The organism is Microbacterium sp. gxy059 (genome assembly GCF_050958665.1).
Lineage (GTDB): Bacteria > Actinomycetota > Actinomycetes > Actinomycetales > Microbacteriaceae > Microbacterium.
Genome location: NZ_JAMXWT010000004.1, coordinates 89,092 through 115,733, shown reverse-complemented (window position 1 = coordinate 115,733; position 26,642 = coordinate 89,092). Strand labels below are relative to the sequence as shown.

The window sequence follows — 26,642 nt, the reverse complement described above, 5'->3', positions numbered from 1 at the left end:
CTAGGATCTCGCACGTGGTGAACTGGTTCTGGAAGCGACGCCGGCCCGTGCGGATCCTCCGTCTGAGGGCGCGAGGGGAGCGCGGCGACGCCCTCCGCGTCGACTTCTCGGAGCTCGCCCCCGACGTCGACGTGTTCCTCGGGCAGGCCGCCTATCTGCAGATCGGCTTCTTCGAGACGCTCACGCGCCTCATCCGGCGCACACCCGACCTCTCGGAGAAGGAGGCGCTGTCGCTCGCCGCGGGCGCCGCCCTGCGGAAGCATCGGGGCATCGTCGACATCATCCGCGATCGCGGCGACGACCCGAACGACCTGATGCGCCCCTTCCAGACGGAGCTCGACGCGTTCCGCCGCAAGACCCTCGGCACCCGGCCGCGGGAGACGATGCTCACCGTGATCATCACGGCGGGGATCCTCGACGACTTCTACCTCGCGCTCGCCTCCGGGTACGGCGAGGTGGGGCGCCGCGCGGCGAAGGTGCTGAGCGGGGGAGACGATCGCCAGCAGATCGCCTCGCTCATCCGCGAGACCGCCGGGGGCGACGAGGAGATGCGCGGACTGCTGTCGATGTGGGCCAGGCGCCTCGTCGGCGACACGCTGCTCGTCGCCCGCGCGGCGCTGAGCGCGACGATCGACGACAGGGCGCGCGAGGAGAAGATCGAGCCCGTCTACACGGCGCTCGTCGCGTCGCACACCCGGCGGATGGACTCCCTGGGGCTCTCGGCCTGACCGGCGGGGTCGGTCAGATGCCGAGCTCCTCGCGCAGCGCGGCGTCGGAGCGCGTGCGGCGGGCGGTGAGCGCGAGCGTCGCGATCACCGCGGCGACGATCGGCAGCACGATCGACAGGACCCAGGTCCACACGCTCGCCTCGCCGAGGATCCAGGTGAGGATCGCGTAGACGGCCGCCGCGACGCCGACCGCGATCGCGGGCGTCACGGTCGACCCGCGGAGGTCGCGCGACGGCAGGAGGAAGTGCGCGCCCACGCCGAGCGCCGCGGCCGCGATGAGGGCCAGCAGGATGTACACGGCCGCCTCGCTCAGGCGACGAAGCCGACGCGGCGCGTCTGGTCGGTGCCGATCTCGACGTACGCGAGGTCGGACGCCGACACGAGATAGGTGCGGCCCTTCGCATCGGTGAACGCGACGTGCGACGCCTTGCCGTCGAGAGCATCCGCGACCCGGCCGGACACGGCCTCCGCCGATTCCTCGATCTCGAAGCTGAGCTCGCGGCCGGTGTTCGTCATACCGATGCGGATCTCCACGGGTTACGCCCTTTCGTCGCGCCTGCGGCGGCCGTCGGGCCGCCCGGATCCACTCTATCGCCTGAGGAAGACGGCGGCCCGCCCGCACGCTGACGGCGAACGCGCCGCGGTGCGCAGGGATGTCGGACCCCCTCGCTAGCGTGGAGCGCATGCCACACGTGGAATGGGATCGCACGCAGAACGAGGTGCTCGATCTGCCGGCCGACGCCGCCGGAACGGTTCTCGGCGCCCCCGGCTCGGGGAAGACCGCGACGATCGTGGAGCGGGTCGTGCGGCTCATCGCCCCGGAGACGGGGCGGCTCGAGCCCGACGAGCTCCTCGTCCTCACGCCGTCGCGCGCGTCCGCGACGCGGCTGCGCGATCGCATCGGCGGGCGCACCCCGCGGGCGACGCCGGGGCCCCTCGCGCGCTCGGTCGGCTCGCTGGCGTTCGGCATCGTCCGCGCCGCGGCGGCGTCCCGCGGCGAGCCGGCTCCTCAGCTGCTCACGGGCGCCGAGCAGGACCGCATCCTCGCGCAGCTGATCGAGGGCGACGCCGTCGACGAGCGCATCTCCTGGCCCGAGGGGCTTCCGCTGGCGGTGCGGCGCTCGCGCGACTTCCGCAGCGAGCTGCGGGTGCTGCTCGACGCGGGCATCGAGCTCGACGCGTCCCGCGATGAGATGCGCCTCCTCGGAGACGAGGCGTGGGCGGCCGCGGGCGAGCTGCTCGCCGACTACGCGCGGGCGCTCGCCGGCATGCGCACCGCCGCTCGCGACGCGGCGGAGCTCCTCGAGGAGGCCACCCGCATCGCCCGTTCGGACGAGCCCTGCGCCGAGATCGACCGGCTGCGCGTCGTGCTCATCGACGACGCGCAGGAGCTCACGCGGGGCGGGGTCGATCTCGTCGCCGCTCTGCGCGACCGCGGCACGGCGGTGCTCGCCTTCGGCGACCCCGACATCGCGTCGGGAGCGTTCCGCGGCGTCACCCCCGATCTCTTCTCGGGGCTGTCCCAGCGGCTGGGCGACGTCCACGTGCTCGCGGGCCAGCACCGCGCGACGGAGCCGATCGCCTGGCTCACCCGGCGCATCACCGAGACCATCGGCGCGGCGGGACGGGTCGACCACCGGCAGGCTCCGGGCCCGCAGCCCGAGCTCGGCGACGCCGTCTCCGTGATCCGCGCGGCGTCTCCGTTCGACGAGGCCGACGCCATCGCCCGCCGTCTGCGCGAGTGGCACCTGTCCGACGGCGTGCGGTGGGATCGCATGGCCGTCATCGCGCACGACACTCGCCAGCTCGTGGCGCTGGAGTCCGAGCTGGCGGCCAGGGAGGTGCCGACGCGGGCCGCGGGAGTGTCCCGGCCGCTCGGCGCCGAGCAGGCGGTCCGCCAGATCGTCGAGATCGTCGAGCTCGCGCTCGCCGATCCCGCCGACCGTCCGCACGACGCGCTGATCTCCGCGCTGCGCTCGCCCTACGGCGGGTTCGACGGCGTCGCCCTGCGGCGCCTGCGCTCGTCCCTGCGCCACGCCGAGCTCGGGGCCGGGGGCGCGCGCCCGGCCCGCGAGCTCGTGCTCGAGGCCCTCGCGGCGCCCGCCGCGCTCGCCGTCGTCGACACGCCGGAAGGGCGCGCCGCCGCGCGGTTCGCGGAGACGCTGCGCGCGGTGCACGAGGCGGGCCGCCGCGGGGCGACGGTCCACGAGCTCCTCTGGGAGGTGTGGGATCGCGCGCGCACCGTCGACGGGCGTCGCCTGTCGGGGGAGTGGCGGCGCCTCGCGACGGCATCCGGGCCGCGCGCCGCGGAGACGTCCCGCGCCCTCGACGGCCTCGTGTCGCTCTTCGCCGCCGCGAAGCGCCGCATCGAGCGCAGCCCCGAGGAGGGGCCGGGGCCGTTCATCCGAGAGATCCTCGACAGCGACGTCCCCGAGGACACCCTCCTGTCGCCCGAGCAGGGCGGCACGGTCTCGCTCCTCACGCCGGTGAGCGCCCTCTCGACCGAGTTCGACGCGGTCGTCATCGCCGGGCTCCAGGACGGCGTGTGGCCGAACACGCGGCTGCGCGGCGGGCTGCTGGGCACCTGGCGCTTCGCCGACGCCCTCTCCGCGCGCCGCAGCGGCGCGGAGCCCCTCGACGTCGGCCTGCTCGACCGCCGTCGCGAGGTGCTGGGAGACGAGATGCGCCTCTTCGTGCGCGCGCTCTCGCGCGCCCGCACGCACCTCCTCGTCACCGCGGTCGACGACGACGATCACATCCCCAGCCCGCTCCTGCGCTCCCTGCCCGATCCTGTGGCGCCGGATCAGCGCGCGGCCCACCCGCTGACGCTGCGGGGGCTCGTCGCGCACCACCGTCGCACGCTCACGACGTCCGATGACGAGGAGGCCCTCGTCCACGCGGCGGCGCAGCTGCGCGCCCTCGCCGACGCGGGCGTCCCCGGCGCCGACCCCGATGAGTGGTACGGCGTGCGGCCGGCGTCCACCACGGCCCCGATGCGGGATCTCGACGCAGGCGCGGTGCGGGTCTCGCCGTCGCGCATCGGCGAGTTCGAGGAGTGCGCGCTGTCCTGGGCGATCCGCTCCCTGGGGGGCGACACGGTCACGTCGCCGAGCGCGGGTCTCGGCACGCTCGTGCACGCCGCGCTCGAGCGGGTGCCGGAGGGCGGCGTCGATGCGATGCGGGCGGTGATCGACGAGCGCTGGTCGGAGCTCGACTTCGAGACGCCGTGGGTCGCGCGCCGCGAACGCCGACGTGCCGACGAATACGTCGCGCGCCTCGACGCCTACCTGGCGAACGTCCGCGCCGAGCAGGGCCGAGCCGTCGCCGCCGAGGCGCCGTTCCGCTACGCCGTGACCCTCGACGACACCCCGGAGGTCGTGCTCGAGACCGACGGGCCGCGGCGCGCGGTCGTCGCCGGGACGATCGACCGCGTCGAGGCGTATCCCCGCGGAGAGGGCGACCACCGCGCGGCGCGCGGCCGCGGATCCGAGGCGATCCGGCCCGCCGCCGACGACAGCGACGAGGTGTCGATCGTCGTCGACCTGAAGAGCGGGAAGAGCGAGGCCCGCACGACGGACGCGAAGGTCGAGGACGACGCGCAGCTGCTCGCCTACCAGCTCGCGGTCGAGTCGGGCCTCGTCCCGGGGGCGCCTCCCGGCAGCCGCGCGGGCGCGCGTCTGGTCGTCGTCTCGCAGACGACCGCCAAGAGCCGCTACCGCATCGCCCACCAGCACGTCATCGCGGGCGACGCGCGCGAGGCGTTCCTCGCCCGCGTCGCCGACGCCGCGCGCGGCATGTCCGCCGCGACCTTCTCCGCCCCCGTCGAGACCCACTGCGCCGCGGAGCAGTGGGCGCCCGTCTGCCGCATCCACACGATCGGAGCCGTCAGCGCATGACCCTCCCTCTCTCCGCCGACGTCATCGCCGATGCCCTCGGCCAGTTCCGCCCGACCCCCGCCCAGAAGGAGGTGATCGAGGCGCCCCTCGAACCCGCGCTCGTCGTGGCGGGGGCGGGGAGCGGCAAGACCGAGACCATGTCGGCGCGCGTCGTCTGGCTCGTCGCGAACGGCCACGTGACGAGAGACGAGATCCTCGGCCTCACCTTCACCCGCAAGGCCGCGGGCGAGCTCGCCGAGCGCATCGCCCTCCGGCTGGAGCAGATCGACGAGTTCGGCGACAGGGGCCTCCTGCCGCACCTCGACGAGATCGTCGCGAGCGGCGCGCTCGCGCGCATCCACGAGGCGACGTCGCCCGCGCAGCGCGCGGTGGTGCGCCGGCAGGTGCTCGACGACCTCGCGGAGCGGTACGGCACCGGCCGGCGCTCCGACGCCGCGGCCGCCGCCGAAGCGCTGCTCTCGCGCCCCCGCGTGTCGACCTACAACGCCTTCGCCGACCAGATCGTGCGCGAGCACGCGGCGCGCATCGGGCGCGATCCCGACGCGGGCATGCTCAGCTCGTCCGCGGCATGGCTGCTCGCGCGGCGCGTGGTCCTCGCCTCCGACGCCGTCGGCCTCGAAGACGTCGACCGCGGCCTCGCGGCGATCGTCGACGCCGTGCAGCACCTCGCGGGCGAGCTGCTCGACAACCGGGCCGACCCCGAAGCGGTGCGCCGGTGGGCCGCGCGGCAGGCCGAGCAGCTGGCGCCCTTCCTCGACCCCGGCGTGCAGAACCCGCGCGACTGGGAGAGGGCGCACGCCTCCCTCACGGCCCTCCCGCTGCTGCTGGATCTCGCACGCTCCTACTCCCGCGAGAAGCAGCGCGTCGGCGCGCTCGACTTCGCCGATCAGGTCTCCGGGGCGCTCGAGATCATCGAGAGCTCGCCGGATGTCGGCGCCGAGCTGCGCCAGCAGCACCGGGTCGTGCTCCTCGACGAGTACCAGGACACCTCGGTCATCCAGACGCGGCTGCTCGCCGAGCTCTTCCGCGACCAGGCGGTCATGGCGGTCGGCGACCCGCACCAGTCGATCTACGGCTGGCGCGGCGCGAGTGCCGACAACCTCCACGCCTTCTCCGGGGCGTTCGCGCGGCAGCGAGAGGCGCGACGCTTCGACCTCATGATCAGCTGGCGCAACGACGCTCGCGTGCTCGACGCGGCGAACACGCTCCTCGCGCCGTTCCGCGCGCCCGGACGGCTGCCCGTGAAGACGCTCGACCCGCGTCCGCAGGCCGGCGAGGGGCGGGTCGAGCGCGTCTTCCCCGCGACGATCCACGACGAGGCCGACGAGGTCGCGTCCTGGTTCGCCGCGCGACGCGCGGAGCACGTGCGGGGAGAGCACCCGCGCCCGCACACGGGCGCGATCCTCTTCCGCGGCAAGAAGCACATGCGGCTGTTCGCCGAGGCGCTCGCGCGACACGACGTGCCTCACCGCATCCTCGGCCTCGGCGGGCTGCTCTCCGCTCCCGAGGTGGTCGACGTCGTCAGCGCGCTGCGCGTGCTGCACGATCCGACCCAGGGGTCGGCGCTCATCCGGCTCCTCGTCGGGCCCCGCTTCGCCGTGGGCGTCGCCGACATGCGCGCGCTCCACGACCTCGCCGTCACGCTGTCTCGGCGCGACGACGCGCTCGCCCCGCTCCCCGACGACGTGCGCGAGCGGATCCGCCAGTCGGCGGGGATCGACGAGCAGGTCTCGATCGTCGACGCGCTCGACCTCGTGCGCACGACACCCGACACCTACCGCCTCGTGCAGGGGTTCACCTCCGAGGGCAGGGCCCGCCTGCGCGAGGCAGCCGACATGTTCGACCGACTGCGCCGCTCCGCCGGTCAGCCGGTTCCCGACCTCCTGCGGCTCATCGAATCGGAGCTGCGCCTCGACGTCGAGCTCGCCGCGAACGAGACCCGAGGCCCCGCGCGCCTCGCCTCCACGCAGCTGCGCGCGTTCGGCGAGGAGGTGCGCTCGTTCCTCGCCGTCGACGAGCGGGGAACGATCGGCAGCGTCCTCGCCTGGCTCGACCACGCCGAGCAGGCCGATGATCTCGCGCCGCGCATGGAGCCTCCCGAGCCGGGCGTCGTGCAGCTGCTGACCATCCACGGGTCGAAGGGACTCGAGTGGGACGCCGTCGCCGTCGTGCGGATGGTCGACGGCGAGCTCCCCGGCAGGTCGCACGGCGTCCGCGGATCCTTCGGATTCGGCGTCCTCCCCACCCCGTTCCGCGGCGACGCGCCCGCGCTGCCGCGCTTCGAATGGCTCCCGCCGGGGCCGATCGACGACCCCCGGCGCCTCCGCGAGGAGACCAAGACGCTCAAGGAGGCCTTCGCCGCGTACGCGCAGGCGAACCGCGACCACCAGGGCGAGGAGGAGCGCCGCCTGGCCTACGTCGCGGTGACCCGCGCGCGCTCCGACCTGCTCCTCGCGGGATCGACGTGGTCGGGGCAGAAGACGCCCCGCACGCCGAGCCCGTTCCTCGACGAGATCGTGCGCGCTCTCGACCTCGACCCGCTCCCTGAGAAGGACGAGGCGGGCGACAACCCCTTCGAGGGGGAGGGCGCAGAGCTCACCTGGCCGCTCGACCCCCTCGGCCCGCGCCGACAGAAGGTGACGCGGGCCGCCGACCTCGTGCGCCGCGCTCCCCGCGTCGCCCCCGACCCCGTCGCGGCGCAGCTGCTGCGCGAGCGCGAGGAGCGCGAGCGGGGCGCTGACATCCGCATCCCCGCCCGCATCCCGGCGTCGAAGTTCAAGGACTACGTCACGGCGTTCGAGGAGACCGCCGCCGACCTCGTGCGCCCCATGCCCGAGCGCCCCTACCGTCAGACCCGCCTCGGCACGCTGTTCCATCAGTGGGTCGAGCAGCGATCCGGCCTCGTCGGGCGCACGGCGACCCCCGACGACGCGCTCTGGGAGATCGACGACGAGTTCGATCTCGACGTCGCGGCATCCGAGCGATCCGCCGACGACGAGGAGTCGCTCGACGCCCTGCGCGCCGTCTTCGAACGCAGCGAATGGGCCGGTCTGCAGCCGATCGAGGTCGAGACCGAGATCGACTTCGCGATGCCCGGTCTCGACGGCGCGGAGCCGCACATCATGATCTGCAAGCTCGACGCGGTCTACCGGCGCGACGACAGGGGAGGACGCATCGAGATCGTCGACTGGAAGACGGGCCGCCCCCCGCGCACGGCCGCCGAGCGGGAGGACCGGCTGCTGCAGCTGGCCCTCTACCGGCTCGCCTACCACCGCCGCCACGGCGTGCCCCTCGAGGAGATCGACGTGGCACTGTTCTATGTCGCCGACGACCTCGTGCTGCGCGACGAGCACCCGCTCACCGAGAGCGAGCTCGTCGAGCGATGGCGCGCGGCGCGCTGAGCGGGCGGATCAGACCTGATCGATGCGGTCGGTCTCGGCGTCGTCGTCCGAGATCGGATCGATCGGCTGGGTGAGCTCCTCCTCCGGCGCCGGGCGCGGGGGAGCGGCGTCCCAGCTCTCCTCGCGGTGCAGGCTCAGCTCGTCGGGGCCGTACGCGTCGGTGTGGAGGGAGGTGTCCGTCTGGGGCGCGGGTGTGCGGGGCAGCCGGTCGAGCAGCGCGATCGCCTCGCTTACGTCCGCCTGCTCGCCCGTGGGGAGATCCGCCAGCAGCAGGTCGTCGGCGAGACCCGCCGACAGCGAGTCGAGCAGCTCGGCCGCGTCGTCCACGACGTCCGCACGGTGCGTCTCGATGCCGTGCACGAGCCAGTGGGCGAACTCCAGCTCGGCATGCAGCCGCGCGCGCACGCGCAGAGCCGGGTCCGGAGCGCGCACGGACGCGTCGGCGTACGCGTCCAGCACGTCCTCCGCCGCGTCGGGAGCCGACGCGGTCCAGTGCAGATCGATCGCGGGATCCCCGATCGCGAGCCCCTGCCAGTCGAGGACGCCGCGCACGCGCGGCACCTCGAAGGCGTCGTCGACGAAGACGAACGACGTCGCCTGAGCGCCGCCCAGGGTCACGGTCGGCTCGTACGACCAGAGCCGGTCGTCCTCCGCGGCCTCGCGCCAGCGCACCATCAGCCGCACCGGCACGCGGCCGCTGCGGCCGATCGCATCGAGCAGCCGTTCGAGGTCGGCGCGCGCGTCGGAGGCGGACCGCGACGGGAGCCCCGCCCCGCGCACGACGGAGGGCGGAAGCGCGTGGATCCGCGCGATCGCCTCTCCGATCTCGCGGGCGACGCCCCGGCCAGGGGGGATCTCCGCCGCGTCGACGAGGTAGCCGGGGAGGAAGTCCGACACGATCACGCGGGAGTCGTCGAGGGCCGCCGTGCCGTGCACCTCCGGCGCCTGAAGCCCGAGCAGATCGCGGACGCCGGGGGTGAGCGCGCGCAGCGCGACGAGAAGCGCGTCGATCTCCTTCTCCCCGTCCTCGTCGACCGGAACCCGCGCGATGAGCTCTCGCCCGTCGTCGAGGGTCAGGACGGCCGAGTCGTAGCGACCCGCGCCGCCCGCGGTGAGCGCCCGAGCGCCCCGCACCTCGACGCCCTCGAGGGCGGCTGTCGCGGCCGCGGCTAGAGTGAAGGGGGACCGTGCCATGCCGACCAGACTAGGTCGCCGGGCGCGCAGCTCCCACCACGCCACGCCCCGGAGGAAGGGAGCCGATGCTCGCGAGCACCGAAGTCCGCACGATCGCTCGCGGCGCCGTCGAGCGCGGCGAGCACGATCTCGTGGCGCGCCTGCGCACGGAGCCGGCCACGCGCGTCCTCGCGGTGCGCGGGGATCGCGTCGCCCTCGACGACGCCCGCCGCGGCCTGGCCCTCGTCCGTCCCGCGGACGTGATCGACGATGCCGCCTGGGCGTTCCTCGGGCGCCTCGACGACGGATCCGCGCTCCTCCTCGCGGCGCTCGACGGCGAGGGAGAGATCCCCGACGGGTGGGGAGCGCTGCGCGACGTCTCGCATCTCCTCGCCGACCCCGAGGAGGCGGGTCTCCTCTCCGCCGGGGTCGCGCTCGGACGCTGGCTGCGCGACGCGTCGTTCTGCCCCGCCTGCGGCGGCTCCGCGGAGATCACGATGAGCGGGTGGGCCCGGAGGTGCCGCGGGTGCGGACGCGAGCACTTCCCCCGGACCGACCCCGCCGTGATCGTCGGCATCACGAGCGCCGACGATTCGCGCCTCCTGCTGGGCGCGAACGTCGCCTGGCGCGGCCGCATGTTCTCGTGCTTCGCCGGATTCGTCGAGGCGGGGGAGTCGGCCGAGCAGACCATCCGCCGCGAGCTCGTCGAGGAGGCGGGGGTGGACGTCCGCGACGTGCGCTACGTCGGCTCGCAGGCCTGGCCCTACCCCCGGTCGCTCATGCTCGGATACCTCGCGACCGCGGTCGACGAGACCCGCGTGCGTCCGGACGGCGAGGAGATCATCGCGGCCCGCTGGTTCACCCGCGAGGAGGTGCGGCGCGCGTTCGCCGGCGAGGGCGACGTCCGCCTCCCCGGCGCGTCCTCGATCGCCCACCGGATCATCCGACGCTGGTGCGACGGCCCGGAGGCCGACGAGACGTGAGTCCGCTCGACGCCCTCGACGACCGGCAGCGCGAGGCGGCGTCGGTCCTGCGCGGACCCGTCGCGGTGCTCGCGGGAGCGGGAACGGGGAAGACACGGGTCATCACCCACCGCATCGCCCACGGCGTCGACACCGGCACCTACACCCCGAACCGCGTGCTCGCGCTGACCTTCACCACGAAGGCGGCGGGCGAGCTGCGCGGACGCCTGCGCACGATGGGCGTCGTCGGCGTGCAGGCGAAGACCTTCCACGCCGCGGCCCTCGCCCAGCTGAACTACTTCTGGCCGACCGTGGCCGGCGACTCCGCCCCGGGGATCGTGGACAACAAGGTCCGCCTCCTCGCGCACGCGGCGGACAGCCTGCGGCTGCGGCCGGATCGGAACACGCTCCGAGACGTCGCCGCCCAGATCGAATGGCGCAAGGTCACCATGCACTCCATCGAGCGCTACGCGACGCTCGGCCGCAGCGTCGGCTCCCTCGACACCGCGGCGCTCGCCGACCTCATGTCCGCGTACGAGAAGCTCAAGGACGAGCGCAGGCAGCTCGACTTCGAGGACGTGCTCCTCGCCTGCGCCGGCATGATCGAGGCCGAGCCGCGCGTCGCGGTGGCCGTGCGCGAGCAGTACCGCCACTTCACGGTCGACGAGTACCAGGACGTCTCCGCCCTCCAGAACCGCCTCCTCGAGCTGTGGCTGGGAGAGCGGCGCGATCTCTGCGTCGTCGGCGACGCGAGTCAGACGATCTACTCCTTCACCGGGGCGGAGGCGCGGTTCCTGCTCGAGTTCCCGCAGCGCTTCCCCGACGCGACGGTCGTGCGCCTCGAGCGCAACTACCGTTCGGCTCCGGAGGTGCTCGACGTCGCGAACGCGCTCATGCGCGGGCGCGAGGGCGCCCTGACCCTCGAGCCGACCGCCGCGCCGGCCGGGGCGCGGCCGACCGTCACGGCGTACGAGACCGAGCAGGAGGAGGCCGCAGGGGTGGCCGGGCGGATCCGCCGCCTCCTCGAAGGAGACGAGGGCGGCGGTCCGACGCCGCCGAACGAGGTGGCGGTGCTCTACCGCTCTCACGCGCAGTCGGCTCTCCTGCAGCAGGCGCTCGCCGCCGAGGGGATCGCGGCCAGCGTGCTCGGCGGGGGACGGTTCTTCGACATGCCGGAGGTGCGTCAGGCGATCCTCGCGCTGCGGGCGGCCGCCGTCGCTCCGACGGACGAGGGATTCGTCGACGCGGTGCGCGGCGTGCTGCGCGCGATCGGGCACACGGAGGACGCCCCCGAGGCGGGCGGCGCGCTCCGCGCGGCCTGGGAGGCGCGCCAGGCGCTCCTGCGCCTGGCGGAGGAGGAGCCGCCGCACACGTCGATGCGGGAGTTCGCCGATCGGCTGCTCGCGCGCGCGAAGGACCAGCACGAGCCCCCGCTCGGCACGGTGACGCTCTCGACGCTCCACGCCGCGAAGGGCCTCGAATGGCCGCACGTGCACATCATGGGCGTCTCGGAGGGGCTCCTCCCGATCTCCTACGCCTCCTCGCTCGAGGGGGTGGACGAGGAGCGCCGCCTCGCGTACGTGGGCGTCACGCGTGCCGCGCGGACGCTGTCCCTGTCCTGGTCGCGGGGTGCGGGACGATCCGCGCGCCAGCCGTCTCGCTTCCTCGCGGAGATCGGCAGAGACATCCTGCGTGCGGGCGATGGGAGCGCCAGCGCCCCCGACCGTCGGCGCTGACCTCCAGCGAGCGCGACGTGCCGGGCGCGTCCTCGGCGCGCCGGAGGAGACGGGGCACGACGGATCCCGCGAGCGCCGCGAGCGCGCGAGAGGGAGCGGAGGGAGCCGTCGCGAGCTGGGAGGCGAGCGCGGGCCAGGCGGGATCGAGATCGGCCTCGTGCGCCCAGATGCAGGAAAGACACGGCGTGGCGCCTGGCCGGACGATCGGCCCGACCCGCGCGCGCCGGGTCTCCAGCGCGAGGGGCAGATGGGGCACGTCGGCGGCCATGAGCTCGTGCGCGAGGTGAGGGGGGACGACCCCCGCGCCGGCGAGCACCACGAGCCGGTCGGGGCGCTCGGCGGCGGACGCGGGACTCACCCGCTCGACCCGCGCGCCCGCGGCCTGGAGGGCGTCGACGAGGCCGAGCACGGCCTCGTGCGGCACGACGTCCGCCGCCGCCAGGCCGATCTCCCGGGGCATGACGGAGGCGCGCAGCGCGGGCGCCAGCGCCTCGACGAGGTCGGCCGCCGCCCCGGGGTCGCCGTCGTGAGCCCGGACGAACCCCGCGATCGCGCCGCGCGGAATGCCCCGCGCGAGGGCGTCGAGCAGGGCGAGCTGCCAGGGCGCCGGGTCGTCGATGACGCAGACCGGCGGCGCGTGGCCGACCTGGAGCGCGCGAGCGTCGCGCCAGAGGACCGGATGCGCCGGATCGAGCAGGAGGACCGCCATGTCGCGATTCTCGCGCGCCGCGACGCGAGGAGAGGGGTTATCCACAGACGCACCCGACGAGGCGCGTCTGTGGAGGCGCCCTCACACGGGCCGCGGCCCTTCCGGACCCTCCTCGTCGCCCCCGTCCTCCGCCTCCGCGAGCAGCTGGGCGAGCGCGTCGTCCATCTCGTCGCGGGGAGCCTCGTCGCCGCGCGCCCTGGCCTCGAGCCGCGCGATGAGCGCCGACGGATCGTCGATGTCCTCGGACGTCGGCACGAGATCCGGGTAGTCCCACAGCGAATCGCGGGCGGCGACGCCGACCGCGTCTCCGACGGCCTGCCACATCGCGGCGGCCTCCCTCAGCCGGCGGGGACGCAGCTGCAGGCCGACGAGCGCCCCCAGCGCGTCGGACGCGGGACCGCCCGTCGCGCGCCGACGCCGCGTGGCCTCGGCGATGCGGTCGAGCTGCGGCACGCGCGCCGTGGCGCCCGCCGCGACGACGTCGACCCAGCCCTCGATGAGGGCGAGCATGTTCTCCAGCCGGGCGAGCGCCTGCTTCTGCTCGTCGGTCTGCTGGGGCAGCAGCGCGCCGTTCTTCAGCGCGTCCTGCAGCTCCTCCGGATTCGCCGGATCGAAGCGGGTGGCGAGGTCGTCGAGCGCCTCCGTGTCGACGCGCAGGCCCCGCGCGTAGTCGGTGACCTGCGACATCACGTGCAGGCGCAGCCAGCGCGCGTGGCGGAACAGGCGCGCGTGGGCGATCTCGCGCGCCGCGAAGTAGAGCGCGAGCTGGTCGTCGGGGATCTCCAGCCCGGTGCCGAGATCGGCGAAGTTCTGCGGGAGGATCGCCGCGGCGCCCGCGGGCATCACGGGGATCCCCACGTCGCCGCCCGAGACGACCTCGAGCGAGAGCTTGCCGACGACCTGGCCGAGCTGAGCGGCGAAGAGCGAGCCGCCCACCTGCCGCAGCATGCGCCCGGCGCCCTGGACGACGTCGCGCATCTCCTCGGGAGCCTGCGCGCGCAGCGCCTCGGTGAGCGCGTCGGCGACGCTGGTCGCGACCGGCTCGGCCAGCTCCTGCCACACCGGCAGGGTCTCCTCGACCCACTGCCCGCGGGTGAGCACGCGCGGCGCCTCCGCGAGCGGCGCGAGGGCCGTCGCGTCTCCCAGCCACAGGTCGGCGAGGTGGAACGCCTGGTCGAGGTCCGCGCGCTGCCCCGCGGACACGCCGCGGTCCGACCGGTTGGCGATGTGCAGCGCCCCTGTGCGCGTCGCATCCCACGAGATGCCGTCGCCCGCCCCGGCGAACGCGTTCTGCAGCGCGCCCATCATCTGCTGCATCATGGCCGGGTCGACGCCCATGCCCCGCAGCTGCTCGAAGTCGATGCCGCCCCCGTCGGCGCCGCCGCCGAGCAGGCGGCGCAGCATCTCCTGGAAGTCGTCTTCTGGGGTGTCGTCGCTCACGGATCGGCCGCCTTTCAGCACTGCGGGAGTGTTCAGGATCTACGCTAAACGTCACGCGCCATGAGGCGGGCCCCGATGGCGGGTTCGTCCGTACGCCTCCCGCGAACGGCGCGATCCGACACCACCGCCCGCGCGATCCGCGCCGAGGGGAGCACCGTGACGCCGACCGACGAGACCGCCCGAGGTCCGCTCCGCTCGAGGAGCCCGCGTCGCGCCCGCGCGCGCCGCACGGCCGCCGGATCGGTCTCCGTCCTCGTCGCGCTCGCGCTGCTCATCGCGATGGGCCTCATGCCGACCGACTACGTCATCCAGCAGCCCGGCCCGGTGTTCAACACGGTGGGGACCGTCGAGATGGGGGAGGGCGAGGATCCGGTGCCGCTCATCGAGGTCTCCGATGCGGAGACCTACGAGACGTCGGGGGAGCTGGATCTCACGACGGTCCAGGTGCTCGGCAACCGCGAGCAGCGGATCTCCTGGGTGGAGCTGGCGCTCGCGTGGTTCGACCCGTCGCGCGCCATCGTGCCGATCGACGCGGTCTTCCCCGAGGGAGTGACGACCGAGGAGCGGGACGCCCAGAACGCCGCCCTGATGACGGACTCGCAGGGACAGGCGTCCGCGGCGGCGCTGACCCAGCTGGGCTACGACGTGCCCGCGGACATCCGCGTCGCGGGTCTGCCGGAGGGGTCGCCGTCCGAGGGGATCATCGAGGAGGGCGACCGGATCGTCGCCGCCCAGGGCGAGCACCTGCACGACATCGATCAGCTCCGCGAGATCATCGGCGCGGGCGAGGGCGATCCCATCGCGCTGACGATCGAGCGCGACGGCTCCGAGCACGACGTGGAGGTGACGCCTGTCCGGTCCGACGCGGCCGGCGGATCCTCCTGGGCGATCGGCGTCGGCCTCAGCACGACCTACGAGCTGCCCCTCGACGTGCGGATCCAGCTGGACGACGTCGGCGGGCCGAGCGCGGGGCTGATGTTCGCGCTCGGGATCATCGACGTGCTCACCGAGGGGGAGCTCACCGGAGGCGAGCGCATCGCGGGCACAGGGACGATCACGGCGCCCGGCGAGGTCGGGCCGATCGGGGGGATCCGCCAGAAGCTCTACGGCGCCGAGGAGGCCGGGGCCGACTTCTTCCTCGCCCCTGCGGCGAACTGCGACGAGGTCGTCGGCCACGTACCGGACGGGCTGCGGGTCGTGCGGGTCGAGACGCTGGGGGAGGCGCTCGACGCCGTCGAGGCGATCGCGGCCGACGGGGCCGACGAGCTGCCGACCTGCGAGGCCGGCTGATCGCCCCGCGACGCCGACTGCTCGCGGCGTGCGCCACCGGCTTCTCCCGCCCGTAGAATAGAGCGTGTGACCACGAACTCGACGCAGCCCCCGGCCACATCGCCCTCCCCGATCAGACGGGTCGTCATCGTGACGGTCGTCACCATCGCCGTCCTGCTGGCGGTGCTGTTCGGCCTGGCGAACCTCTACACGGAGCTCCTGTGGTTCCGGCAGCTCGGCTTCTCGTCGGTGCTGACGACCCAGTGGATCGCGCGCGTCGTGATGTTCGCGGTCGGGTTCGTCGGCATGGCCCTCCCGGTGTGGCTGGCGATCTTCCTCGCCTACCGCCTGCGGCCGGTGTACGCCCGCCTGAGCTCGCAGCTCGACCGCTATCAGGAGGTCGTCGAGCCGCTGCGTCGCCTCGCGATGTGGGGCATCCCCGTCCTCTTCGGCTTCTTCGCCGGCTTCGCCACCTCGGCCCAGTGGGAGACCACCTGGCTGTGGCTGAACGGCGTCGAGGCGGGCGTCACGGAGGAGCAGTTCGGCCTCGACGCGGCCTTCTACATGTTCGACCTGCCGTTCTGGCAGGGCGTGGTCGGCTTCGCGTCGGCCGTGGTCCTCATCTCCCTGCTCGTCACGGCCCTCGTGAGCTACCTGTACGGATCCGTGCGCGTCGGCCAGGGCGAGTTCACCATCTCCAAGCCCGCGCGCATGCAGATCGCGATCACCGCCGGCCTCTACCTCCTGCTGCAGGCGGCGAGCATCTGGCTCGACCGCTTCGCGTCGGTCGTCGAGCAGAGCGGCCGCATCACCGGCCCGGCCTACGTCGAGGCGAACGCCGTCATCCCCGGCCAGACGATCCTCGCGATCGTCGCGGCGCTCGTCGCCGTGCTCTTCCTCGTGACCGCGTGGATCGGCAAGTGGCGCTACCCGCTCGTCGCGACGGGCCTGCTCATCGTGACCTCCCTCGTCGTCACCACGGCGCTCCCGTGGGGCGTGCAGACCTTCCAGGTCACGCCGAACGAGCGCGCGCTGCAGCTCGACTACTACCAGCGCAACGTCGACGCCACCCGCGCCGCGTACGGCCTCGACGACATCGAGACGATCGAGTACGAGGCCGAGACGGCCGCCGAGGCGGGCCAGCTGCGCGACGACGCGGCGACCACCGCCTCGCTGCGCCTCATGGACCCGGCCGTGGTCAGCCCGACGGTCAAGCAGCTGCAGCAGTACCGCCCCTACTACGGCTTCGAGGACACCCTCGACGTCGACCGCTACGAGATCGACGGCGAGAGCCAGGACACGGTCGTGGCGCTGCGCGAGCTCAACCTCGAGGACCTCGGCGCGGACGCGCAGAGCTGGGTCAACACGACCATGACCTACACCCACGGCTACGGCATGGTCGCGGCCAAGGGCAACGAGCGCACGAGCGAGGGAGAGCCCGTCTTCATCGAGGGCGACATCCCCGCCTCCGGTTTCCTCACCGACCTCGAGTACGAGCCGCGCATCTACTTCGGCGAGAAGACCCCGCAGTACTCGATCGTGGGCGCGCCGGAGGGCTCCGATCCCGTCGAGCTGGACTACGCGACCGGCTCCGGCGAGGCGAACCAGACGTTCACGACCTTCGAGGGCGACGGCGGGCCGAGCGTCGGCAACTACTTCATGCGCACGCTGTTCGCTCTGAAGTTCCAGTCCGAGCAGATCCTCTTCTCCGACCAGATCAACTCCGAGTCGCAGATCCTGTTCGACCGCCACCCGGTCACGCGCGTGCAGAAGGTCGCCCCGTACCTCACGCTCGACAGCGACCCGTACCCCAGCGTCGTCGACGGCCGCATCGTGTGGATCGTGGACGGCTACACGACGAGCGCGAGCTACCCCTACTCGTCGCAGACGAGCTTGTCGCAGGCCATCAGCGACTCGTCGAACCCGCAGCCCAACCTGCTCATCGACGACGTCAACTACATCCGCAACTCGGTGAAGGCGACCGTCGACGCCTACGACGGCAGCGTCACCCTCTACGCGTGGGACGAGGAGGATCCGGTGCTGCAGACGTGGCAGAAGATCTTCCCCTCGACGGTCGAGTCGATCAGCGAGATGTCCGGCGACCTGATGAGCCACGTGCGCTACCCGACCGACCTGTTCAAGGTGCAGCGCGCGATGCTCGGCACCTACCACGTCGACACGGCCAGCGCCTTCTACCAGCGCGACAACGCGTGGGAGACCCCGGCCGACCCGGTCTCGGACAACACGCTCCAGCCGCCGTACTACCTGACGATGCAGATGCCGGACGAGGAGGAGCCGACCTTCTCGATGTTCACGACCTTCATCCCGGAGGGCGGCGAGCGGCAGGTTCTCATGGGGTACCTGGGCGTCGACTCCGACGCGGGCACCGAGGAGGGAACGGTGCGCGACGGCTACGGCACGCTGCGCATGCTGCAGATCTCCTCGGCGAGCACCGTGCCTGCCCCGGGCCAGGTGCAGAACTCGTTCAACTCCGATTCGGCCATCGCGCAGGACCTCAACGTCCTCCGCATCGGAGACTCGAGCGTCAAGATGGGCAACCTGCTGACCCTCCCCGTCGGCGGCGGCCTGCTCTACATGCAGCCGGTCTACGTGCAGTCGACGGGCAACACGTCCTACCCGCTGCTCCGCAAGGTGCTCGTGGCGTTCGGCGACGAGCTGGCCTTCGAGGACACGCTCGCCGAGGCGCTGGACACGCTGTTCGGCGGCGACTCGGGCGCCGAGACGGGCGATGACGACGTCACGCCGGTCGACCCGGAGACGGGCGAGCCGATCGACGACGAGGCGCCGTCCGAGGGATCGGTCGACGAGACGCCCGCGGAGGAGACGCCCTCGGAGGAGACCCCGCAGCCGTCGCCGCCGTCGAACGACTCGTACGAGGAGGCTCTCGCCGACGCGCAGGACGCGATGTCGGCGAAGCAGAAGGCCCTCGAGGACGGCGACATGGTCGCCTACGCCGAGGCGGACAAGGCGATGACCGAAGCGGTCGAGCGCCTCCTCGCCTTCACCGACGGCGAGTAGCCGCACCCCGCCGACGCGCCCCTCGGATCCCGCGGATCCGAGGGGCGCGTCGCGTCTGCGACTCCTTCGTATGACGAACCGTGACGGCTTGTCTTACGCTCCGTGAAGCGCGATGCGCGCGCGGGGCGGCGGCTGTGGTGGACTCGCTCCACACCGCATCCCCTTTCCCGAGGAGAACCCCCATGCGCAGCTTCCGCCGCACCTCTCTCGCCGCCGTCTCGGCCGTCGCCGCCGTCGCGCTCCTGGCCGGCTGCGGCGGGGGAGGGGGCTCCTCGTCCTCCGGGGAGGGAGGCGAGGGAGGGACGCTCACCTACCTCGAGCCGCAGGCCTGGTCGACGCTGTACCCGCCGTCGGGCGGCTTCTACCCGAACGGCGGCGTCATCAACAACATCACCGATCGCCTGCTGTTCCAGAACCCGGAGACGCTCGAGCTCGAGCCGTGGATCGCGGAGGAGCTGCCGGAGGTGAACGAGGACGCGACCGAGTACACGTTCACGCTGCGGGAGGGCGTCACCTACTCCGACGGCACCCCGCTCGACGCCGAGAACGTCGTGAAGAACTTCGACCTGTACGGCAAGGGCGACCCGGATCGCGCGCTGCCCGTGTCGGAGGCGATCAACAACTACGACCACGGCGAGGTCGTCGACGAGCGCACGGTGCGCTTCCACTTCTCGGCACCGTCCCCCGGCTTCGCGCAGGCGGTCTCGACGATCAACTCCGGTCTCGTGTCGAACGCGACGCTCGACCGCACGGGCGACGAGTTCGGCCCGGGCAACGCGACGGAGATCATCGGCAGCGGCCCGTTCGAGATCTCCGAGGAGAAGCTCGGCACTGAGCTGACGCTCACCGCCCGCGACGACTACGACTGGGCGCCGCCGTCGCTCGACCAGCAGGGCCGCGCGCCCCTCGACGGGATCCAGTTCGTCGTCGCCGCGGAGGACAGCGTGCGCGTCGGCACGGTCGTCTCGGGCCAGGCGGACATCGCGCGGCAGATCGAGGCGCCGGACGAGAAGCAGTTCGCGGCCGACGGGCTCGAGCTCGTCGCGGCGTCGACCAACGGCGTCAACAACGGCCTGTCGCTGCGTCCCGGCGTCCCCCAGCTCGAGGACGTCGAGGTGCGCCGCGCCATCATCGCCGGCATCGACCGCGAGGCGATCGTCGAGACGCTCTTCACCGACAGCTACCCCCTCGCGACGGGAGCGCTTGCGGAAACCGCTCTCGGCTACGCGGACACCTCCGAGTACTACGCGTACGACCCCGCCGAGGCGGAGCGCCTGCTCGACGAGGCGGGCTGGGAGGAGGGCTCGGACGGCATCCGCGAGAAGGACGGCGAGCGGCTGTCGTTCACGATCAACGAGGCGCTCCCGCAGCCCCGGTCGCGCGAGGTCATCACCCTCGTGCAGGAGCAGCTCGCCGAGATCGGCGTCGAGATCGAGCTCTTCGCGGGCGATCAGGCCGAGCAGGACAGCACCCGCAACGACCTCGACAAGGTGCAGATCTACCACTCGATGGTCGGCCGCGCCGACTACGACGTCATCAAGTCGCAGTACCACGGCGACAACCGCAACGTGCTCGTGAACAAGGATCCCGAGACGGGCGAGGTCATCGACCAGGAGCTCGAGGACCTGCTGGCGGAGATCGCGTCCGTGTCCGACGAGGAGGGCCGTCAGGCGGCGTCGGAGGCCGCGCAGCAGCGTCTCGCGGAAGAGGCCTACATCCTCCCGTTCTTCGAGGAGCCGCAGGTGTTCGGCCTGCAGGACCGCGTGGAGGGCTTCGAGACGGAGTCCATCGGCCGCCCCTGGTTCTACCAGGTCTCGCTCGGCGGCTGACCGGCGCACTCGCGACGGCCGCATCCGAGAGGGATCTCTCGGATGCGGCCAGACGAGAGGGAGAAGATGATCTACGTCCTCAGACGCGTCGGCCAGGCGGTGCTCGTGCTCGCCCTGGCCTACACGGTCGCCTACGTGCTGCTCGCGGCGCTCCCGGGCGACGCCGTCCTGGCGCGCTTCGGCAGCCCCGAGCTCGGCCTGACGCCCGCGCAGCTCCAGGAGATCCGTGAGTCGCTCGGCTACGACCGGCCGCTCGTGGAGCGCTACCTGTCGTCCGTCGCCTCGGCGCTCCAGGGCGACCTCGGGTACTCCGTGCAGACGGGCACCCCGGTCGCCGACATGATCGCGGAGGCGCTGCCTTCGACGCTCGTGCTCGCGGTGCTCAGCATCGTCGTCGCGGTGTTCGTCGCGGTCACGATCGCCTTCACCGCCACGTTCGGCGCCGGGCGCTGGCTGCGCCGCCTCTTCCGGGCGCTTCCGCCGCTGTTCGTCTCGCTGCCGGTGTTCTGGATCGGCATCGTGCTGATGCAGATCTTCTCGTTCCAGCTGGGGCTCATCCCCGCCATCGGCGCGAGCGACGCGCAGGCGCTCGTCCTCCCCGTCGCGACGATCGCGATCCCGATCGCGGCGCCGCTCGCCCAGGTGCTCATGCGCAGCATCGACGAGGTGCGCGAGCAGCCGTTCGTCGCGGTCGTCCGCGCGCGCGGCGCGAGCACCTCGTGGCTGCTCTGGCGCCACGTCGCCCGCAACGCCCTGCTGCCGACGCTGACGATGGCGGGCCTGCTGTTCGGCGAGCTCGTCGGAGGCGCGGTCGTGAGCGAGACCGTCTTCGGCCGCTACGGCATCGGCCACATCACGGTGCAGGCGGTGCAGAACCGCGACGCCCCCGTCCTCCTCGCCGTGGTGGTGATCGCGACGATCACGTTCGTCGCCGTCAACCTCGTCGTCGACCTGCTCTATCCGGTTCTCGATCCCCGCCTGCGCCGCTCCGCGCCGCGGGCGGCCGTCCAGGTGGGAGGAAGCCGATGACGGCGCTCGCCCAGACGCCCACCGCGTCGCTGTTCCGCTGGCGGGCGCTCGCCCGGCCGGGCCTCGTGCTCTCGATCGCCGTGCTCGTCGTCGCACTCGCCTGGGCCGTCGCCCCGACGCTGTTCGCGAGCACGAGCCCCACCGCGACGGTGGGCCCCGCCCTCGAGGCGCCCGGCGCGGCGCACTGGTTCGGCACGGACGCGACGGGGCGCGACGTCTTCGCCCGCGTCGTGCACGGATCCTCGCAGTCGATCATCGCGGCGCTCGTCGCGGTCCTCGTCGGGCTCGTCGTCGGGCTCGCCCTCGGCGTGACGGCCGGGGCGGTGGGCGGCGCGGTCGACGAGATCATCATGCGGGTCGTCGACGTGCTGCTCGCGATCCCGGGGCTGCTGCTCTCGCTGAGCGTCGTCCTCCTGCTCGGATTCGGCACGACCAACGCGGCGATCGCGGTGGGCGTCACGTCGATCGCGGTGTTCGCACGGCTCGCCCGCTCGCAGGTCGTGAGCGTGCGCGTGAGCGAATACGTCGAGGCGGCGTACGGCTCGGGAGGCACGTTCGGATCGGTGCTCTGGCGGCACGTGCTGCCGAACTCCCTCACCCCCGTCGTCGCGCTCGCGGCGCTGCAGCTGGGCTCCGCGATCCTGCAGATCTCGACGCTCGGCTTCCTCGGATACGGGGCGCCGCCGCCCACGCCGGAGTGGGGGCTGCTGATCTCCGAGGGGCGCGACTACGTCGCGACCGCCTGGTGGCTCACGGTGCTGCCGGGCGCGGTCGTCGCGGCCGTCGTGCTCTCGACCAACCGCCTGAGCCAGGCCATCCGAGGAGGGGAGAGCGCATGAGCGACGCTCCGCTGCTGTCCGTCGAGCGCCTCGCGATCGACTACCGCACGTCCCGAGGCGCGGTGCGCGCGGTGGGCGGCGTCGACCTCGAGGTGCGGGCGGGAGCCGTCACGGCCCTCGTCGGGGAGTCCGGATCGGGGAAGAGCTCGGTCGCGCAGGCGGCGATCGGGCTGCTCGCCTCCAACGGCCGCGTCGTCGACGGCCGGATCGGCCTCAACGAGCGCAGGCAGGGGGTCACGGAGCTCGTCGGCCTGTCCGAACGGCGCTGGCGCGAGCTGCGCGGGCGCTGCATCGCGCTGATCCCCCAGGATCCCTCCTCGTCGCTCAACCCGGTCAAGACCATCGGCCAGAGCGTGAGCGAGTCGCTGCGCATCCACGGCTGGCGAGACGCGCAGAAGATCCGCGCGCGGGTGCACGAGCTGCTGGACCGCGTGGGCATCGACGAGCCCGAGCTGCGCGCGCGGCAGTTCCCTCACGAGCTGTCGGGAGGGATGCGCCAGCGCGTCCTGATCGCCGCGGCGGTGGCGCTCGAGCCCGAGCTGGTGATCGCGGACGAGCCGACGAGCGCGCTCGACGTGACCGTGCAGGCCACGGTGCTCGACCTCATCGACGGCCTGCGGGAGGAGAGCGGCACGGGCGTGCTGTTCATCACCCACGACCTCGCGGTGGCCGCCGACCGGTCGGACCAGGTCGTGGTCATGCGCGGGGGAGAGGTGCAGGAGACGGGCGAGACCTCGCGCGTGCTCGTGCATCCCGAGGCCGACTACACGCGGCGCCTGCTGGCGGACGCCCCCTCGCTCGCCGAGGTCGTGGAGCGGATCCCGCACACGGCGCCCGACGACGCGCCCCTCGTCGAGGTGACGGCGCTGAGGCAGGAGTTCTCGCGGGGCGCGGGACGCGCGCCCTTCGTGGCGGTCGACGACGTGTCGTTCGCGGTGCCGCGCGGCACGACGCACGCGATCGTCGGCGAGTCGGGGTCGGGAAAGACCACGACCGGGCGGACGCTCGCCGGCTTCCACCGGCCGACGTCGGGATCCGTGCGCGTCGCGGGCACCGAGGTGACGGCGCTGCGCGGGCGGGAGCTGAGGGGCTTCCGCCGCACCACCCAGCTCATCGCGCAGAACCCGTCGGGGTCGCTCGATCCCCGCCAGTCGATCGGGGAGATCCTCGCGGAGCCGCTGCGCAACTTCGGCATCGGCTCGCGCGCCGACCGCCGGGAGCGGGCGGCGCACCACCTCGAGCTCGTCTCGCTCGCGCCGGAGATCGCCGAGCGTCGGCCCCGCGAGCTCTCGGGCGGCCAGAAGCAGCGGGTCGCGATCGCGCGCGCCCTCATCCTCGAGCCGGAGCTCGTCGTCTGGGACGAGGCCGTCTCGGCCCTCGACGTCACGGTGCAGGCGCAGATCCTGCGGCTGCTCTCGCGTCTGCAGGACGAGCTGGGGCTCACCTACGTGTTCATTTCGCACGACCTCGCCGTCGTGCGCCAGATCTCGGACACGGTGTCGGTGCTGCAGCGCGGCCAGCAGGTCGAGCAGGGCCGCACCGCCGACGTGTTCGCGCACGCCGAGCACCCCTACACGCAGCGACTCATCGCGGCGATCCCGGGCGGGTCCTTCCGTCCCGAGGCGGCCGCAGGACAGGAGAAGGAACGATGACGGGACCGCGGTTGGGATTCTTCACCCGACTCCTGGAGGACGCGCCTCCCGCCGACCGCTACCGCTTCGCGCTCGAGCAGATCGACCAGGCGGAGCGGGCGGGCTTCGCGTCGGCGTGGATCGCGCAGCACCACTTCGGCGCGCACGAGGGAGGGCTGCCGTCGCCCTTCGTGCTGCTCGCGGCGGCCGCGCAGCGCACGAGCCGCATCGGCCTCGCGACGGGCGTCGTCACCCTGCCGATCGACGACCCGCTGCGCGCGGCCGAGGACGCGAGCGTCGTCGACGCCCTGAGCGGCGGCCGCGTGCAGCTGGGCGTCGCGGCGGGAGGGACCCCCTCCTCGTTCGCGGCGTTCGGACGGGACCCCGGCGACAGGCGCGAGCTGTTCGCCGAGCACTTCGCGGTCTTCCTGGACGCGCTGTCCGGACGCGGGGTGCGCGGCACCGATTCGCGGATCTACCCGCCCGCTGACGGTCTCGCCGACCGGGTCTGGCAGGCCACGTTCTCCGTCGACGGCGGGCGCCGCGCCGGCGAGTCGGGCGACGGTCTCATGCTCTCGCGCACGCAGCCGCGTCCGGAGAGCGCCCCCGACGCCCGGCTCGAGGAGATCCAGCTGCCGATCATCGAGGCGTACCGCGCGGCGCTCCCGTCAGGCGCTCCCGCGCGGGTGCTGGCGTCGCGCACGGCTCTCGTGGTCGACGAGGAGAACCGCACCCGCGTGCTCGAGATCGCGGAGCCGGGTCTCAGGCACGCCGCGCGCTCGGCCGCCGGCGTCGATCCGGACGGGCTCGGCCTCGACGACCTGATCCGCGTCACCGACACGCACGTCGGGACGGTCGACGAGGTCGTCGACTCCCTGAGCCGCGACGCCGCCATCGGCGCGTCGACCGACGTCTCGTTCCAGGTGCACTCGATCCCCGCCTCGCACGAGATCACGCTCCGATCGATCGAGCTGCTCGGGAGCGCCGTCGCCCCGCGGCTCGGATACGAGACCGGCGCCGCCGCGGCGGACGCCCTCCGCACCGCCCACCTCACCCCTCAGGGAGTCTCATGAGCGACATCATCGACCTGCTGGCCGGCATCGCGCCGGGCAGCGCTCTCGACGCGCTGCGGGACGCGCGCCCCCAGGCGCGCGAGAACGCGCAGAAGAGCTTCGAGGCGCTCCTCGAACCCGCGGATCCGGGCACCTTCCCCCTCGCCGAGCGGTACGCGGTCGCCGCGTTCGCGGCGCGCGTGCACGGCTTCCCGGCCGCGGCCGAGTTCTACTCCGACCTGCTCGCCGATGAGGCGCCGGCGCTCGTCGACGCCGTGACCGAGGCCGCGACCACGGGCGCGACGGAGGGGCCGGCGGGCGACTACCGCGAGCCGGACCTCGCCGACGAGAGCGCACCGGTCGCCCCGTGGGCGGCCTCCCCGGACGCGCTCGGGACGCGGCTCGCGGCGGCGCTCACCCACGCGCACCTCCTCCTCGTGCGTCCTCGCGAGGCGCGCGCCGAGCACCTGAGGCTCCTGGTCGCCGCGGGGTGGAGCGCCGACGACATCGTCACGCTCTCCCAGCTCGTGGCCTTCCTCGCCTTCCAGCTGCGTCTCGCGTGGGGCCTGCGCGTCGTGGCCGAGAACCCCGCCCCCGTCACGGAAGGAGCAGGCCGATGAGCGATCTCGTCGCCGAGCACCCCGAGCTCGACCGCCCGACGCGGTTCACCCAGGAGGGGCTCGGGTGGGTGCCCTGGCTGCGTCCCGTCGACGAGGAGGACCTCACTGACGCCCAGAGGCACGCGCTCATCGAGCCGGCTCGCGCGAAGATGCCGTACTTCCGGCTCCTCGCCCGCGATCCCGGGGCGCTGAAGGCGCGCACCCTCACGGACCTCGACATCTTCCACAACACCGCGGGCGGGGTGGGGCGCGCGGAGCGCGAGCTCGCCGCGGCGGCGACCTCCCGCGACAACGGCTGCGTGTTCTGCGCCTCGGTGCATGCGGCGGCCGCGACGCGCGAGTCGGGCCGCCGCGACGACGTGCAGCGCCTCCTCGACGAGGGCACGGACGCCGACCTCGGCGACGCCGGGTGGAACGCGATCGTCGCCTCATCCGTGGCGCTCGACCGCACGCCGCTGTCCTTCGGCGCGGGCGACGTCCGGCGGCTGCGGGACGCCGGGTACGACGACGCCGAGATCGTCGACGTGATCAGCGGCGCCGCGTTCTTCAACTGGGCGAACCGGCTGATGCTGTCGCTCGGCGAGCCGGAGGTCCCGGCGCGGCGGGGGGAGCGCGAGTGAGCGCTCCCCGGCTGCTCGATCACGTCGTCATCGCGGGCCCGGATCTCGCGGACCTGGTGAGCTGGTTCGCAGAGCGCACGGGCGTGGTCGCGGCGCCGGGAGGCGCGCACCCGACGGGCACCGCCAACGCGCTCGTCGCGCTCACGGTCGACGGACAGCGCGGGCCGCGCTACGTCGAGCTCATCAGCCCGGACCCCGATCGGGTCGATGACGTCCTTCCGACGGCGTTCGGCCTGCCCGAGCTGACGGGGCCCGCCGTCGTCGCCTACGCCGTGCATCCCGACGACATCGACGCGGCCGCCGCCGCGTGGCGAGCGGCGGGATACGACCCGGGCGAGGTCGGCGACCTGTCCCGTCGCACGCCGGACGGAACGCTGCTGGAGTGGCGCCTCACCCGCACGGAGCGCCGGCGCGCGGACGTGCCGTTCCTCATCGACTGGGGCGGGACCCCGCACCCGGGCGAGGGCGACCTGCCGACGCTGGAGTTCGTCTCGTTCGCGCGCGTCGAGCCCGATCCGGAGCCGGTCAGGGCGCTGCTCGCCGCGATCGGAGAGCCGGAGGACGTCGGCGGGGTCGTCGAGGGGGAGAAGGCGGGGTACCGCCTCGAGCTGCGGCGCGGCGACGGGGCGCACGTGGTGCTCTGACGCGCGGGTATCGTGGCACGGCGGG

At 73.4% G+C, this 26,642-nt stretch carries 19 protein-coding genes; 15 read left to right on the top strand and 4 right to left on the bottom strand.

The genetic code is table 11. The features are described from left to right. Window positions 1-14: 14 nt before the first annotated feature. Entirely contained in the window at window positions 15-728 is a 714-nt protein-coding gene (locus NHL53_RS04385; RefSeq protein WP_433775529.1) for a ferritin-like fold-containing protein, read from the top strand. A 13-nt stretch (window positions 729-741) separates the two neighbouring features. Here the strand turns inward: NHL53_RS04385 and NHL53_RS04380 are convergent, their stop codons facing one another. Beyond that, window positions 742-1,026 (bottom strand): hypothetical protein, encoded by a 285-nt coding sequence (locus tag NHL53_RS04380; RefSeq protein ID WP_433775527.1) that lies wholly within the window; start codon window positions 1,024-1,026, stop codon window positions 742-744. An 11-nt stretch (window positions 1,027-1,037) separates the two neighbouring features. Further along, entirely contained in the window at window positions 1,038-1,262 is a 225-nt protein-coding gene (locus NHL53_RS04375) for a DUF3107 domain-containing protein (protein ID WP_433775526.1), read from the bottom strand. Window positions 1,263-1,411: 149 nt separating this feature from the next. Here NHL53_RS04375 and NHL53_RS04370 point away from each other — a divergent pair, with 149 nt between their 5' ends. Together NHL53_RS04370 and NHL53_RS04365 are read left to right on the top strand one after the other, a co-directional pair. After that, entirely contained in the window at window positions 1,412-4,624 is a 3,213-nt protein-coding gene (locus NHL53_RS04370; protein ID WP_433775524.1) for an ATP-dependent helicase, read from the top strand. After that, window positions 4,621-8,025, top strand: a complete 3,405-nt coding sequence (locus NHL53_RS04365) for a UvrD-helicase domain-containing protein (RefSeq protein WP_433775522.1) — start codon at window positions 4,621-4,623, stop codon at window positions 8,023-8,025. The genes NHL53_RS04370 and NHL53_RS04365 overlap by 4 nt, the downstream gene beginning before the upstream one ends. Window positions 8,026-8,034: 9 nt before the next feature. Here NHL53_RS04365 and NHL53_RS04360 read toward each other — a convergent pair whose 3' ends face one another. Further along, window positions 8,035-9,219 carry a phosphotransferase gene (locus NHL53_RS04360; protein ID WP_433775520.1) on the bottom strand — a complete coding sequence of 395 codons (1,185 nt, stop codon included), beginning with the start codon at window positions 9,217-9,219 and terminating at the stop codon, window positions 8,035-8,037. A 65-nt stretch (window positions 9,220-9,284) separates the two neighbouring features. On the opposite strand from NHL53_RS04360, the gene nudC reads away from it, so the two are divergent. Both nudC and NHL53_RS04350 read left to right on the top strand, forming a co-directional pair. Beyond that, complete coding sequence (gene nudC / locus NHL53_RS04355) at window positions 9,285-10,181, top strand: NAD(+) diphosphatase (RefSeq protein WP_433775518.1); 897 nt, start codon at window positions 9,285-9,287, stop codon at window positions 10,179-10,181. Then, window positions 10,178-11,896, top strand: coding sequence for an ATP-dependent helicase (locus tag NHL53_RS04350; protein WP_433775515.1), 1,719 nt, complete (start codon window positions 10,178-10,180; stop codon window positions 11,894-11,896). Before nudC ends, NHL53_RS04350 begins: the two co-directional genes overlap by 4 nt. 790 nt (window positions 11,897-12,686) lie before the next feature. On the opposite strand, the gene NHL53_RS04345 is transcribed toward NHL53_RS04350, so the two are convergent. Further along, a complete protein-coding gene (locus NHL53_RS04345; protein ID WP_433775514.1) occupies window positions 12,687-14,045 on the bottom strand; it encodes a zinc-dependent metalloprotease in 1,359 nt (452 codons plus the stop codon). Window positions 14,046-14,201: 156 nt separating this feature from the next. Between NHL53_RS04345 and NHL53_RS04340 the strand changes: the two genes are divergently transcribed. The 10 genes from NHL53_RS04340 to NHL53_RS04295 all read left to right on the top strand — a co-directional run bounded on the left by NHL53_RS04340 (window position 14,202) and on the right by NHL53_RS04295 (window position 26,617). Beyond that, window positions 14,202-15,335, top strand: a complete 1,134-nt coding sequence (locus NHL53_RS04340) for a YlbL family protein (protein WP_433775513.1) — start codon at window positions 14,202-14,204, stop codon at window positions 15,333-15,335. Window positions 15,336-15,401: 66 nt separating this feature from the next. Beyond that, window positions 15,402-18,353 carry a UPF0182 family membrane protein gene (locus tag NHL53_RS04335; RefSeq protein WP_433775511.1) on the top strand — a complete coding sequence of 984 codons (2,952 nt, stop codon included), beginning with the start codon at window positions 15,402-15,404 and terminating at the stop codon, window positions 18,351-18,353. Between the two features lie 182 nt (window positions 18,354-18,535). Next, window positions 18,536-20,182: a TIGR04028 family ABC transporter substrate-binding protein gene (locus NHL53_RS04330; RefSeq protein WP_433775509.1), complete on the top strand. Its 1,647-nt coding sequence runs from the start codon at window positions 18,536-18,538 to the stop codon at window positions 20,180-20,182. Between the two features lie 66 nt (window positions 20,183-20,248). Further along, window positions 20,249-21,211 (top strand): ABC transporter permease, encoded by a 963-nt coding sequence (locus NHL53_RS04325; RefSeq protein ID WP_433775507.1) that lies wholly within the window; start codon window positions 20,249-20,251, stop codon window positions 21,209-21,211. Then, complete coding sequence (locus NHL53_RS04320; protein ID WP_433775505.1) at window positions 21,208-22,050, top strand: ABC transporter permease; 843 nt, start codon at window positions 21,208-21,210, stop codon at window positions 22,048-22,050. The genes NHL53_RS04325 and NHL53_RS04320 overlap by 4 nt, the downstream gene beginning before the upstream one ends. After that, complete coding sequence (locus NHL53_RS04315) at window positions 22,047-23,702, top strand: dipeptide ABC transporter ATP-binding protein (protein ID WP_433775503.1); 1,656 nt, start codon at window positions 22,047-22,049, stop codon at window positions 23,700-23,702. Before NHL53_RS04320 ends, NHL53_RS04315 begins: the two co-directional genes overlap by 4 nt. Then, window positions 23,699-24,754 (top strand): putative FMN-dependent luciferase-like monooxygenase, encoded by a 1,056-nt coding sequence (locus NHL53_RS04310; protein ID WP_433775502.1) that lies wholly within the window; start codon window positions 23,699-23,701, stop codon window positions 24,752-24,754. Before NHL53_RS04315 ends, NHL53_RS04310 begins: the two co-directional genes overlap by 4 nt. Beyond that, window positions 24,751-25,353 (top strand): CMD domain protein, encoded by a 603-nt coding sequence (locus NHL53_RS04305; protein WP_433775500.1) that lies wholly within the window; start codon window positions 24,751-24,753, stop codon window positions 25,351-25,353. Before NHL53_RS04310 ends, NHL53_RS04305 begins: the two co-directional genes overlap by 4 nt. Next, complete coding sequence (locus NHL53_RS04300) at window positions 25,350-25,973, top strand: alkylhydroperoxidase domain protein (RefSeq protein WP_433775498.1); 624 nt, start codon at window positions 25,350-25,352, stop codon at window positions 25,971-25,973. The genes NHL53_RS04305 and NHL53_RS04300 overlap by 4 nt, the downstream gene beginning before the upstream one ends. Further along, window positions 25,970-26,617: a VOC family protein gene (locus NHL53_RS04295; protein WP_433775496.1), complete on the top strand. Its 648-nt coding sequence runs from the start codon at window positions 25,970-25,972 to the stop codon at window positions 26,615-26,617. The genes NHL53_RS04300 and NHL53_RS04295 overlap by 4 nt, the downstream gene beginning before the upstream one ends. The last annotated feature ends 25 nt before the right edge of the window (window positions 26,618-26,642 follow it).